The following is a 13,138-nucleotide window of genomic DNA, read 5'->3' as shown; positions in this document are numbered from 1 at the left end:
TATGAACCCACTGCCGTTGGTGGCCTCGGCGCTCGTGATGACGACGCTGGTGACAACGACCCCGTACGCCCCGCCACCTCGCTCAGCCGCCCCCAACACCGATAGTTGCCCGCATTCTCTCGTGCCGCCCGAGCCGGTGACCACCTCCGAGCGGCTCGCCCCGGGCCGGCCCAGCCCCGAACCGCTGGCGCCGATCGCCTCCACGTGCGGGGTGAGCGCGCCGGCCGGCTTCGACGTGCCGGAGATGGTGCTGGCCAGCGCGTGGCTGGTGTTCGACGTCGACTCCGGCGAGATCATCGCCATGAAGGATCCGCACGGCCGGTACCGGCCGGCGTCGATTATCAAGGCCCTCGTGGCGTTGGTGGCGATCCGGGAGTTGCCGCTGGACCGGAAGGTGACGGTATCGGCCGAGTCGGCCGCCCAGGAGGGCTCGGCGGTGGGGCTCGTCGAGGGCGGGGTCTACACCGTCGAGGAGTTGCTCTACGGGCTTATCCTCAACAGCGGCAACGACGCCGCCCACGCCCTTGCGCAGGAGCTCGGCGGCGACGAGGCCACGCTGGCGGCGGTCAACGCGCTAGCCGCCGAGCTGGGCACGGGCTCCACCCGGGTGGCGCACTACGCCGGGCTCGACGCCCCAGGGCAGTCGACGTCCGCCTATGACATGGGCCTGATCTTCCGGGCGGCGTTCTCAGACCCGGTGTTCGCCCGCATTGCCGCGACCGAGTTCGTCAACTATCCCGAACAGCCCGGGTACGAGGCATTCGAGGTGTGGAACGACAACAAGCTGTTCCTCAACGATCCGGACGGCATCGGCGGGAAGACGGGCTACACCGACGACGCCAAGCACACGTTCGTCGGCGCCCTGGACCGCGACGGCCGACGGCTCGCCGCCGTCGTGCTCGATACCACCATCGACCAGGGTCGGGCGTGGGAACAGGCGCAGGCGCTGCTGCACGAGGCCTACACCATCCCGGCCGGGTCCGGCGTGGCGACGCTGCAACCGCTGGCCGGCGCGTCGGCGCCGGAAGCCACCACCGACGAGCCGCTGGCTGCGTTGCCCGCCGTGCGCCACCCGGTGGTGGGGATCGCCGTGGTCATCGGCGTCGTCGGCGCCTTTGCGGTGGCGGCGGCGGTGTCGATCCGCCGCGCCCGGCGCCGTTAGCCGAAAACGCCTAGCTGTTGCGCGACAGCAGGGCGATGACGCCCGCGCCGACGGCGGCGCCGATGCCCAGCAACGCCTTCGGGTCCGCGCCGGTGGAAACCTCGTTGCGCACCCGGATGACGGCGGGTTCCGGCGCCGGGGTCGGGGTGGCGGCGAGGGATTCCTCGGTGGTCGCCGCCCACGCGGAGAGGTACATCACGATCCGCCAAATGAGGTAGAAGACCAGCATCAGCCCGATGACGGGGCCGAAGACCGCGCCCGCGGGGTTGCCGAGCAGCGCACCGAAGATGAGGGTGGACAGCTGCTTGATGACCTCAAAGATGAGCGCGCCGATGGCGGCCGCGATGAGCCCGGAGCGACGCGGCACCTTCAGCCGCGGCAATGCCATGAGCATCCACGCGAAGACGAGGAAGTTCGCCAGGTAGCCGATGACGAGGCCGAGGACGAAGATCACCTGCGTCATGCCGGGGAAGGATTCGATGCTCAGCAGGTCGAGGATCTTCTCGGTGATCCCCGAGGAGCCGATCGCCGTCACCGCGAAAGCGATGAAGAAGGCGAGCAGCAGGCCCAGCAGGGCCACGAGGTCCTTGAGCTTCTTGACCACGATGTTGCCGCCCTCGGTCGGGTCGATGAGCCACATCGCCGACACCCCGGCGCGCAGGTTGGTCATCCAGCCCAGGCCGGACCACAGCGCGGTCAAACCACCGATGCCGGCGACGGCGCCGCGCTGTTCGATGGCCTGATCGATGATGGTGTTGACCATCGCGCCCATCTCCCCGGGCAGGGACCCGGAGATTTGGTCCTGGATCTCGGTGAGCAGGTCGGGCCGCGAGGCGAGGAAGAAGGCCAACGCGGCGAAGGTAATCATCGCCAGCGGGAAGATCGCCATGACGGAGAAGTAGGTGATTCCCGCCGAGTATTGGTTGCCGCCCTCCTGGCCGAAGCGCTCCTGCATCCGCATGAGGTGGTCGATGACCGGCGCTTTCTTGCGGATCTTGTCGATGGCGGTGGGTTCGTCGGCGGTTGCCCGCTCGACGCCGAAGTCGTCGGTGTAGCGGGCGTCGGGCTTAGTTCTAGTCGCCATATCGCTTAGCGGACCTGACCTTCCTGGGTGTGTCGTTACGGCAGCGCAGACCAGTATACGGGGCCAGGTCCTCAGCGTTTCGTCAGCGCTTTGTCAGCGAGGTGGCAGGGCGCAGGAATCCCACCTTGTCGTAGACGTCGGCGACCAACGGTTCGGCGATCTCCGCGGCGCGGGCGGCACCGGCGGCCAGAATGCGCTCCAACTCGCCGCGGTCGGCCATGAGCTCGTCGAAGCGGGCGCGCAGCGGAGTGGTGAACGCCTCCAGGGCGTCGGCGGTATCCACCTTGAGGTGGCCGTAGCCCTTGCCCTCGTAGCCGGCGACGAGGTCGTCGATGCTCGTTCCGGTCAGCGCGGACTGGATGGCCAGCAGGTTGGACACGCCCGGCTTCGCCTCGCGGTCGAAGCGGATCTCGCCGTCGTTGTCCGTCACTGCGGACTTGATGCGCTTGGCGGACACCTTCGGGTCGTCGAGCAGGTTGATGATGCCCTTCGGGTTGGCTGCCGACTTGCTCATCTTCGACGTCGGGTCCTGCAGATCATAGATCTTCGCGGAGCCTTCCGGAATGAAGGCCTCCGGCACGACGAAGGTCTCCCCAAACCGGGAGTTGAAGCGCTCCGCCAGAGTGCGGGTGAGCTCCAGGTGCTGGCGCTGGTCCTCCCCCACTGGGACGCACTGCGGCTTGTAGAGCAAAATGTCCGCGGCCATGAGCACGGGGTACGTAAACAGACCCACCGTGGTGCGGTCCTGGCCCTGCTTGGCGGACTTGTCCTTGAACTGGGTCATGCGGCTGGCCTCGCCGAAGCCGGTGAAGCAGTTGAGCACCCAGGTCAGCTCCGCGTGCTGCGGGACGTGGGACTGGACGAACAGCGTGGACTTGTCCGTGTCAATGCCGAGGGCGATGAGCTGAGCGACGCCAGCGACGGTGCGGGCGCGAAGCTCCTCAGGATTCTGCTCCACCGTGATGGAGTGCATGTCCGGAATAAAGTAGAAAGCCTCGAACTGGTCTTGCAGATCGATCCACTGCTTGACCGCTCCGAGGTAGTTTCCGAGGTGGTAGGAATCAGCCGTCGGCTGGATCCCGGACAGGACGCGCTGTTTTTCACTCATGGGTGCCAAGTGTAGCGCGCAGGCCTAGGGGCTAGATCTTCTTATGGGTCTTGGAGAAGTCGTCCAGGCCCATACCGAGCGCGGTGCAGAGCAGGGCGCCGCCTGCCGCGATGACGAGGGCGGCGAGGATGCCGGCGACGGTGGGACCGGCCACGCCTAACCACCACACCCCCAAGGCCAGGACGATGACGCCGAGGACAGCGGCGATGGCGGTGCGCATGTTAAAAACCTCACTTAGGTTGACTGGAGCTGGTATCAAACTTTTAGTCTATCAGCGGTACTCGACGAGCAGCGGAGCGTGATCCGACCACCGCTGTTCCACCGTGGCGGCCCGATCCACCCACGTGCGCTGGGCGCGCCGCCACATCGCCGGGGTGGCGGCCTGGATGTCGATGCGCCACCCGGCGTCGTTGTTGAAGGCCTGCCCGCGGTACGTCCACCAGGTGTAGGCGGCGTCCTCGGGGTGCAGGCGCCGGGCGACGTCGAACCAGCGCGGGTTGTCCGTCGCGACCCGCACGGGCCGCGGTTCGTAGTCGACGACGCCGAAGAACTCCCCCAGCCCCTTCTTCTCCTGGGCGTGCTCGTCCGGGAAGGCGCCGAAGACGGAGTCCATCCAGGCACGTTCGTCAGGCAGATGGCCGGACTTCTTCTGGTTGGTGCGGGAATTCTTCAGGTCTTGGGTGCGGTGGCAGATGTTCCAATCGCCGCCGATGACCATGTGCTCGAAGGCAGTGGCCTGGGCGTCAAGGTAGCCGCTGAATTCGTCGAGGAAGCGGTACTTTTCGTCCTGCTTTTCGGTGCCCGCGGAGCCCGACGGCAGGTAGAGCGACGCCACCCGCACGCCCGCCACCGTCGCCTCGATGAGCCGTCCGGCGTCGCTAAAGGAGCCGAAACCTATGCTGATCTCCGACAGCGGAGTGCGCGCGAGGATACCGACGCCGGCGCGACCCTTCGCGGCCGCCGGGGCGACGGCAAGGTGCCAGCCGTCGGCCAGCGCCGGGGCGAGCGCGTCGGCGGCCTGCTCGGCGGTGGCGCGAACCTCCTGGAGCAGGACGACGTCCGCCGGTGTGTCCGCGAGCCAGGCCAGCATGCCGGGGTTGTCCTCGTGGCGCACCTTCGTGGCCGCGCGGATGCCGTTGACGTTGACGCTCGCGATAATCATGGCGGCTACTCTAGCGGGCCTGGCGGCGACGATGCCACACCGTCGGGAACCACAAGACGATGGACACGCCGGCCATCGCCGCGCCCGCCAGCGCCGGCGCAGAGTACGAGTGTCCCGCAGCGACGACGGCCCCGCCGATGGCCGCACCGGCGGCGTTCGCCATGTTCAGCGCGGACTGGTTCAGGCTCGACGCCAGGGTTTGCGCGTCCCCGGCGACGTCCATGAGCCGGACCTGCAGTGCCGGAGTGAGCATGGAGCCGAAGCAGCCCACGAGGCCGAAGGCGATGGTGGCCGGCACCGCGAAGGAACTCAGTAGGTAGAAGGAGATAAGGACGACGACGATCATGACCAAGCTGAACAAGATGGTGGCGTCCACACCGCGGTCGCTGAGGATGCCACCGATGTACGCGCCGGTGGTGTTGCCGATGCCGTAGGCCATGAGCACCAGCCACATCCAGCTGACGTCGAGCCCCGCCTGCTCCGTCATGGTCCAGGTAATAAAGGTATAGACGCAGAACATGCCCGCGAAGCCGATGGTGGCCATAATCACCGTGGCCCACACCTGCACCAAGGTCAGGGCGCCGAGTTCGGTGCGCACGCTGGTGGGCTTCATTTTCGTCATGTGCGGCATGAGCAGCACAAGGATCCCGCCGGCGAGCACACCGAGTACCGCCACGAGCGCATAGGCCGCATTCCACCCCAGCTGCTGGCCCAGCACCTGCGCGACGGGAACACCAATAATGGTGGCAATAGACAGCCCGATGCCGATGAGCGCCACCGCCTGCCCACGCTTCCCCGGCGGGGCCAGCGACGCCGCCGACAGCCCCGCCACCGAGAAGTACGCCCCGTGCGGCAAGCCGGCAATGAAGCGGGCGGCCATGAGGGTGGGGTAGTTCGGGGCGGCCAGGCTGAGCAGATGCCCAGCGACGAGCACTCCCATGAGCAGGATGAGCAGACGTCGGCGCGGGATGTGGCCGGTGAACGCGGTAATGAGCGGCGCACCGACGACGACGCCGAGCGCGTAAATCGAGATGATCCAGCTGGCCTTGTCCTCGGTGATGCCGAAGTCATCCGCGATGAGCGGCAGTAGGCCCATGGACACGAATTCGGTGGTACCGATAGCGAAGGTGCCGAGCATCATCGCCGCGACGACGATCGCCCGCCGAGCCGGGGTGATGTCAGTCTGGCGGGGCACGCGGGGGGCGTCGTCGCCGCGCTGCGCTGCGGCCGCGGGTGCCGACTGATCGATATACTTCACGCGTTTTTGCACGTGTGGGGAGGCTACTACGTTGCGCCCACGGGCGCTAGGTGGCGGGCATGGTGCGCCGGGACGACGCCGCACACTGCTCTACTTTGTGATAAGCAGCACATACTTCATCCTTGATGGTTCAGGTCAAGCAGGATAGGCTCAGGATATAAAACTCCACACCTCGGACGATGGGTTCCCGCATGACAATCTTACTGATTTACCTCGCGATCGCATCGATCATCCTCACTATCAGCGCCACCGGAAGGCTCATCTCCTCGCCGGAGGATAACCAAAAATCCCTCGCAGCCTTCGGAATAAGAAACCGATTTCTCTCACGAGCGATTTCAGCTAGCATGCCTTATATCGAGCTAGCGTTGGCCGTCACCCTCCTCTCCCCAGTGACAATGCGAGCGAGCTGTCTCATAGGCGGCATTTTCTTCATCATTATCGCTCTCACCCACTTGTTTGCGAGGTTGACCAATAAAAAGAATTGTCAACACAGAAAGGGCCTCTCGCAAGGCGCCCAGGTAACCTATTGGTCTGCCATAAAGAACCTCATCTTAGCCTCCATGCTCATTTCATTCCACTTCGGAGAACTACCTCGGTGGTTTAAGGATCACCACGAACTCCAGGCCGTTCTTTACTCCTTGCTAATTCTGTCGGTGGTAGCCATAATCGCCCGGCATCATCGCCAGCAGCGCGCGATGCTTCCGATCCCCTCTCGCGATCACTCCCCCGCCTACCTCGGCTAAGGTTCCCGACCCTTCGTCGGCTAGTGCGCTGACCCGCCCACCACCCCCAAGCGGTAAACAGTACGGGCATCCTGTTGCGTTTTGCTAAGATCCGGGTGAGGTGCTCCGCTGGTCACGCGCTTCCCGCAGTGTTCGTAACCACAGCGAGCCCGACGACCGTCACCTAAGCCTTAAGGAGTTAGCTAACCGCCATGGCCAAGATCATCTGGACCCGTACCGACGAAGCACCCCTGCTCGCGACTTACTCGTTGAAGCCCATCGTGGAGGCCTTCGCCGCCACCGCCGGCATCGACGTCGAGACCCGGGACATTTCCCTGGCGGGACGCATCATTTCCCAGTTCCCGGAGGCGCTCGGCGACGACCAGCGCATCGACGATCACCTCGCCGCCCTCGGCGACCTCGCCAAGACCCCCGAGGCGAACATTATCAAGCTTCCGAACATCTCCGCGTCGCTCGTGCAGCTCAAGAACGCCATTAAGGAACTACAGGCCGCCGGTTACGCCCTGCCCGAATACGACGACGCCGCCGAGAAGTACGACGCCGTCAAGGGATCCGCCGTCAACCCGGTCCTGCGCGAAGGTAACTCCGACCGTCGAGCCCCGCAGGCCGTGAAGAATTACGCCAAGAAGCACCCGCACTCCATGGGCGAGTGGTCGAGCGACTCCGCCACCGAGGTGGCCACCATGACCGCCGGCGACTTCCGCCATAACGAGAAGTCCGTCGTCATGCCGGAGGCCGACACCCTCACCATCAAGCTGGTCAAGGCCGACGGCTCCGAGGACGTGCTCAAGCAGTCCCTGCCGGTGCTCGCCGGCGAGGTCATCGACGCCACCTTTATGTCCGCGGCAGCGCTCGACGCGTTCCTTGCCGAGCAGGTCGCCCGCGCCAAGGATTCCGGAGTGCTCTTCTCCGCACACCTCAAGGCCACCATGATGAAGGTCTCGGATCCGATCATCTTCGGCCACGTGGTCCGCGCCTACTTCGACGAGGTCTTCCGCACCTATGGCGAGGAGCTCTCCGCCGCCGGCCTCAACGGCGAAAACGGCCTCGGCGCTATCCTCGCGGGCCTCGACGGCCTGGAGCACGGCGAGGAGATCAAGGCCGCCATCGACAAGACCCTCGCCGAGGGCCCGGCGCTGGCCATGGTCAACTCCCACAAGGGCATCACGAACCTCCACGTCCCGTCGGACGTCATCATCGACGCCTCCATGCCGGCCATGATCCGCGTTGGCGGCAAGATGTGGAACTCGGCCGACGAGACCCAGGACACCCTCGCCGTCATCCCCGATTCCTCCTACGCCGGGGTGTACCAGGCGGTCATCGAGGACTGCAAGGCCCACGGCGCCTACGACCCGACCACCATGGGCACCGTTCCCAACGTCGGGCTCATGGCTCAGAAGGCCGAAGAGTACGGCTCCCACGACAAGACCTTCAAGGTCCCGGCCAACGGCACCGTCCAGGTGGTCAACTCCGCCGGCGACGTGCTGCTCGCCCACGACGTTCAGGCCGGTGACATCTGGCGCGCCTGCCAGACGAAGGACGCTCCCATCCGTGACTGGGTCAAGCTGGCGGTCAACCGCGCCCGCCTGTCCGGCATGAAGACCATCTTCTGGCTTGACCCGGAGCGCGCCCACGACGCCAACCTCACCACCCTGGTCACCAACTACCTCGCCGAGCACGACACCGACGGCCTCGACATCGAGATCCTCTCCCCCGTCGACGCCACCAAGGTCACCGTGGAGCGCCTCCGCCGCGGCGAGGACACCATCTCGGTCACCGGCAACGTGCTGCGCGACTACAACACCGACCTCTTCCCCATCCTGGAGCTGGGCACCTCCGCGAAGATGCTGTCGGTGGTTCCGCTCATGGCCGGCGGCGGCCTTTTCGAGACCGGTGCGGGCGGTTCCGCCCCGAAGCACGTCCAGCAGCTCGTCGAGGATAACCACCTGCGCTGGGATTCCCTCGGCGAATTCCTCGCGCTGGCCGAATCCTTCCGCCACGAGAAGGAGGCCCACGGCAACGCCAAGGCCGGGGTGCTCGCCGACGCGCTCGACGCCGCCACGGAGAAGCTGCTCGACGAAGGCAAGTCCCCGTCCCGCTCCACCGGCGAGATCGACAATCGCGGCTCCCACCTCTACCTGGCGACGTTCTGGGCCGAGGCGCTCGCCGCCCAGGAGCAGGACCCCGAGCTCGCCGAGGTATTCGCCCCGGTGGCCAAGAAGCTCGCCGCCGGCGTCGAGGAGTTCGCCGACGCGCTCGTCGCCGAGCAGGGTAAGGCCGTCGACCTCGGCGGCTACTACCTGCCCGACGATGCCAAGACCACCGCGATCATGCGCCCGGTGGCGGCCTTCAACGAGATCATTGACTCGCTGAAGTAGGTAGTGCGCGTTCGCACACTACGCGGGGGCGACGCCGCGCTAGCCGGAGTTGCGCAGCGCGGTGGCCAGGCCGTTCATCGTCACCTGAATGGTGGTGGACACCGCCGGCGAGTGATCGCCCTGACGGTAGCGGCGCAGCAGCTCCACCTGGATGGCGTTGAGCGGCAGCAGGTAGGGGTAGCGCCGCTTGAGCGAGCGCGCCTGGTTCTGGTTATCGTCGACCACGCTCTCGCTGTCGGTGATGCGCAGGTAGGCGTCGCGGGTGAGCTCGAACTCCTCGTTGATGCGGGAGTAGATGCGGGCGGCGACCTCCTGGTCGTCGACCAGCCGCGAGTACAGCTGGGCGAACTCCATCTCCACCTTGGACATCACCTGCGCCATGTTCGACAGCATGGTGCGGAAGAACGGCCACGAGGCGTTGAGGGCACGCAGGCGGTCCCAGCGCTCGGCGTCGTCGCCGGCCCAGTCGTGGAAGGCCGAACCCACGCCGAACCAACCCGGGATGGACGAGCGCGCCTGGGACCAGGACAGCACCCAGGGGATGGCGCGCAGATCCGAGATGGCCTTCGTCTGCTTGCGAGAGGCCGGGCGGGAGCCGATGTTGAGCTCGCCGATCTCGTGCAGCGGGGTGGACTGGGTGAAGTACGCGATGAAGCCCTCGGAGCCCAGCAGCTCCCGATACACCTGGCCGGACCGCTCGGAAAGCTCGGCCATGAGGGCGTAGTCGGCGTCGGTGTCGGGGTGGTCGGCGCTGTCGAGGAGCGTGGCCTCCAGCGCCCCGGCGACGAAGGCTTCAAGGTGGCGGCGGGCGGTGATCGGCGAGCCGTAGTAGGCGGAGACGACCTCACCCTGCTCGGTGACGCGCACGGAGCCGCTGACGGAGCCGCGCGGCTGGGCGACGAGGGCGTCGTAGGTCGGGCCGCCACCGCGGCCGACGGTGCCGCCACGGCCGTGCATGAGCCGGATGCGCACGCCGCGGCGCTCGCTGAGCCCGGCGAGGTCCAATTCGGCCTGGTAGAGAGCCCAGTTGGCCTGGAGGTAGCCGCCGTCCTTGTTCGAGTCGGAGTAGCCCAGCATGACCTCCTGGGTGTCGTCGTGCCGGCGCAGGTGCTCCCGGTAAACGGGCACGTCCCAGAGCTGATCCAGCACGGCGGCGCCGGCCTGGAGGTCCTCGATGGTTTCAAACAGCGGCACGATGTCGAGGTCGAGCTCGTACTGCTTGAGCAGCACCATCGGCTCGAGGATATCGCTGACCTGGCTGGTCATGGCGATGATCTGGTTGTTGACGCTGCGCGGGCCGAACTTGGCGACCGCGTCGGCGGCGGCGCGCAGGATCCGCAGCTCCTTGGCCGCGACCTCGGACAGGGAGTTGATCTGCGTTTCGGAGACCAGGGGCCGGCGGTGGCCGAGCTCGGCGACGAGCAGTTCGACGCGAGCCGGCTCGTCGAGGCCCGCGTAGTCCTCGCATACACCGTTGAGGGCGAAGATCTCGGTGAGGATTTCCTCGAAGGCCTCGGAGTTTTGGCGCAGGTCGAGGGTGTAGAGGTGGAAGCCGAAGGTGACGATGGCGCTACGCAGGCGGGCGAGGCGGTCGTCGGCGATGACACCGTCGTTGTTGGCGCGCAGGGAGGCGTCGATGATGTCGAGGTCGGCGAGCAGCTCCTGCGGGGTGGCGTAGGGCCGGGCGTCGGGGTCGGCGGCGTCGTCGAGCATGAAGGCCGCCGTCTGTTCCACCCGGGTGCGGATGCCGGCGACGGCGCGTCGGTACGGCTCGTCGAGGCGAAGCTCGCGGTTGTCGCCGGAGTCCTCGGCGAGCTGGGTGAGGTCCTCGGTCACCGCGCTGTAGCGCAGGGAGAGGCTGAGCTGGCGGTCGAGGGCGTCGAGCTGCTCAAGGTAGTAGTCGAAGGCGGTGCGCGCGGCGGCCTTGGTGGCGTAGCTGACGGTGTCGGCATTGACGAAGGGGTTTCCGTCGTGGTCGCCGCCGATCCAGGAGCCCATGCGCACCATGTTGATGTCGCCGATGTCCGTGCCGAAGTTGTCCTTCACGGACTCCGAGATGGCGCGGTTGAGCGCGGGGACCTGCTCGAGCAGGGACAGCCCATAGTAGCGCAGGGCCACGTTGACCTCGTTGTAGAGGCTGGGGCGGGCGTTGCGGATGAGCGCCGTCTGCCACAGCAGCGTCATTTCGAGGGTGAGTTCGCGCTCAATGTCGGCGGTGACGCCGGTGTGCCGGGAGGTGCGCAGCAGCTCCATGATGCGGTTTTGGACGTCGAAGATGGTGCGACGGCGGGTCTCCGTCGGGTGCGCGGTGAGCACCGGGACGACGTGGCTGCCTCGCACGACCTGGGCGACACGATCGCCGTCGAGCTCGGTGAGCTTGGCAAAGGTGGCGGACAGGGAGGTCGGCGGCTCGGTGGAGTGGTCGTCGAGGTCTTCGGCGACGTTGGCGATCAACGCGAAGTGGCTAAACGCGCGGGCAACCAGGTTGATGGTCTCCGGCGACAGATCGCGGAAGACGCGGACAAGGTCCTCGTGGGAGGCCTTCTTCGCGGCGACCTGGAAGGCCAGTTCGCGGGTTTTCTCGACGAGGGCCAGGACCTGCTCGCCTTCCTGCTGGGCGATAACTTCGCCAAGGATGCGCCCCATCAGGCGGATGTCCTCGCTGACGTGTGCGGCCATAGCTTCACTCTCCTTCTTGGTTTCCTCGGGGGCGCCGTGCGGCGCCGCCTCGGGGTTAGTATATCGGCGTACCTGCACCGGGGGAGCCATAATCGCCCGATTGGTAATACCAGACACTAGCAGCCGGTTCCCACCCATCAAACCGCTCGGTCTATTTTTATTCACCCGTCTACCTGGGATAACGGCAGGCACCTTTCCCGCCTAGACAGCTTGGTCTTAATCTGGCCACATGCCAAAGTACGATAACTCCCACGCCAACGAGTGGTCCTTCGAAACCCGTTCCATCCACGCCGGCCAGCACGTCGACCAGGACACCGGGTCCCGCAACCAACCCATTTACCTCACCTCCTCCTACGTGTTCAACGACGCCGAGCACGCCGCGAACCGCTTCAACCTCTCCGACGCCGGCCCCATCTACTCCCGGCTGACCAACCCCACCGTCGGGGTGCTGGAGGAGCGCATCGCTTCCCTCGAAGGCGGCGTCGCCGCCGTGGCCTTCGCCTCCGGCCAGGCCGCCGAGATCGCCGCTATCGCCACGCTCGCCTCGGCCGGGGATCACATCGTCGTCTCGCCCCGGCTTTACGGCGGCACCGAGACGCTCTTCCTTATCACCCTGGACCGCCTGGGGATTTCCTCGACCTTCGTCGAAAACCCGGACGATCCGGCCTCGTGGCAGGCGGCCGTGCAGCCCAACACGAAGGCCTTTTACGGCGAAACCTTCGGCAACCCGCAGGCTGACGTGCTCGACATCCCGGCGGTCGCCGAGGTTGCCCACGCCAACCAGGTGCCGCTCATTATCGATAACACCATCGCCACCGCCGCCGTGGTCCGGCCGCTGGAGCTCGGCGCGGACGTCGTCGTCAACTCGCTGACGAAGTTCTACACGGGCAATGGCTCCGGCGTGGGCGGCGTCCTCGTCGACGGCGGTCACTTCGACTGGACCGTCACCCGCGACGGCGAGCCGGTCTTCCCCTACTTCGTTACCCCGGACCCCGCCTACCATGGCCTGAAGTACGCCGACCTCGGCGCCCCGGCCTACGCCCTCAAGGCGCGCGCCGGGTGGCTGCGCGACACCGGCGCCACCTTAAGCGCCTTCAACGCGTGGGTGACGCTGCAGGGCCTTGACACCCTCTCGCTGCGCGTCGAGCGCCACAACGACAACGCCGCCAAGGTCGCCGAGTTCCTCAACAACCACGACAAGGTGGCCAGCGTCAACTACGCCGGCCTGGAGTCCTCCCCGTGGTATTCGGTCAAGCAGAAGCTCGGCCTTAAGCACACCGGCTCCGTGCTCACCTTCGACGTCCACGGCGACCCCGAAGACAAGACCACGGCGTGGCGGTTTATCGACGCGCTGAAGCTGCACTCCAACCTGGCCAACATCGGCGACGTGCGCTCCCTGGTGGTTCACCCGGCCTCCACCACGCACTCCCAGTCCGACGCCGACGGACTCAAGCGCGCCGGCATCACCCAGGCCACGGTCCGCCTGTCCGTCGGCATCGAGAACATCGACGACATCATCGCCGACCTCTCCCAGGCCCTCGACGCCATCTAGCCCCGCAGCCTG

At 66.4% G+C, this 13,138-nt stretch carries 10 protein-coding genes; 4 read left to right on the top strand and 6 right to left on the bottom strand.

Translation table 11 applies throughout. The annotated features are described in order from the left end of the window. Nucleotide 1: 1 nt before the first annotated feature. Nucleotides 2-1,162 (top strand): D-alanyl-D-alanine carboxypeptidase family protein, encoded by a 1,161-nt coding sequence (locus CUTER_RS02270; protein ID WP_047259065.1) that lies wholly within the window; start codon nt 2-4, stop codon nt 1,160-1,162. Between the two features lie 10 nt (nt 1,163-1,172). Here CUTER_RS02270 and CUTER_RS02265 read toward each other — a convergent pair whose 3' ends face one another. The 5 genes from CUTER_RS02265 to CUTER_RS02245 form a co-directional block, all read right to left on the bottom strand. Beyond that, nucleotides 1,173-2,246, bottom strand: coding sequence for a YhjD/YihY/BrkB family envelope integrity protein (locus CUTER_RS02265; RefSeq protein ID WP_047259064.1), 1,074 nt, complete (start codon nt 2,244-2,246; stop codon nt 1,173-1,175). Nucleotides 2,247-2,328: 82 nt separating this feature from the next. Next, nucleotides 2,329-3,354, bottom strand: a complete 1,026-nt coding sequence (trpS, locus tag CUTER_RS02260; RefSeq protein WP_047259063.1) for a tryptophan--tRNA ligase — start codon at nt 3,352-3,354, stop codon at nt 2,329-2,331. A 31-nt stretch (nt 3,355-3,385) separates the two neighbouring features. Further along, nucleotides 3,386-3,574 carry a hypothetical protein gene (locus CUTER_RS02255; RefSeq protein ID WP_047259062.1) on the bottom strand — a complete coding sequence of 63 codons (189 nt, stop codon included), beginning with the start codon at nt 3,572-3,574 and terminating at the stop codon, nt 3,386-3,388. 51 nt (nt 3,575-3,625) lie between these two features. After that, a complete protein-coding gene (locus CUTER_RS02250) occupies nt 3,626-4,516 on the bottom strand; it encodes an exodeoxyribonuclease III (RefSeq protein WP_047259061.1) in 891 nt (296 codons plus the stop codon). Nucleotides 4,517-4,526: 10 nt separating this feature from the next. Next, nucleotides 4,527-5,774: an MFS transporter gene (locus CUTER_RS02245; RefSeq protein WP_407919173.1), complete on the bottom strand. Its 1,248-nt coding sequence runs from the start codon at nt 5,772-5,774 to the stop codon at nt 4,527-4,529. 191 nt (nt 5,775-5,965) lie between these two features. Here CUTER_RS02245 and CUTER_RS02240 point away from each other — a divergent pair, with 191 nt between their 5' ends. Both CUTER_RS02240 and CUTER_RS02235 read left to right on the top strand, forming a co-directional pair. Next, complete coding sequence (locus CUTER_RS02240; protein ID WP_158408111.1) at nt 5,966-6,517, top strand: MauE/DoxX family redox-associated membrane protein; 552 nt, start codon at nt 5,966-5,968, stop codon at nt 6,515-6,517. 191 nt (nt 6,518-6,708) lie between these two features. Beyond that, a complete protein-coding gene (locus tag CUTER_RS02235) occupies nt 6,709-8,895 on the top strand; it encodes an NADP-dependent isocitrate dehydrogenase (protein WP_047259059.1) in 2,187 nt (728 codons plus the stop codon). A gap of 39 nt (nt 8,896-8,934) precedes the next feature. On the opposite strand, the gene ppc is transcribed toward CUTER_RS02235, so the two are convergent. After that, nucleotides 8,935-11,574, bottom strand: a complete 2,640-nt coding sequence (gene ppc / locus CUTER_RS02230) for a phosphoenolpyruvate carboxylase (protein ID WP_047259058.1) — start codon at nt 11,572-11,574, stop codon at nt 8,935-8,937. A 229-nt stretch (nt 11,575-11,803) separates the two neighbouring features. Here ppc and CUTER_RS02225 point away from each other — a divergent pair, with 229 nt between their 5' ends. Beyond that, nucleotides 11,804-13,126 (top strand): O-acetylhomoserine/O-acetylserine sulfhydrylase, encoded by a 1,323-nt coding sequence (locus CUTER_RS02225; protein WP_047259057.1) that lies wholly within the window; start codon nt 11,804-11,806, stop codon nt 13,124-13,126. The last annotated feature ends 12 nt before the right edge of the window (nt 13,127-13,138 follow it).

This window comes from Corynebacterium uterequi (genome assembly GCF_001021065.1).
Lineage (GTDB): Bacteria > Actinomycetota > Actinomycetes > Mycobacteriales > Mycobacteriaceae > Corynebacterium > Corynebacterium uterequi.
Note: the sequence above shows the minus strand (reverse complement) of the source record. Positions and strands in the feature narration are given on the sequence as shown.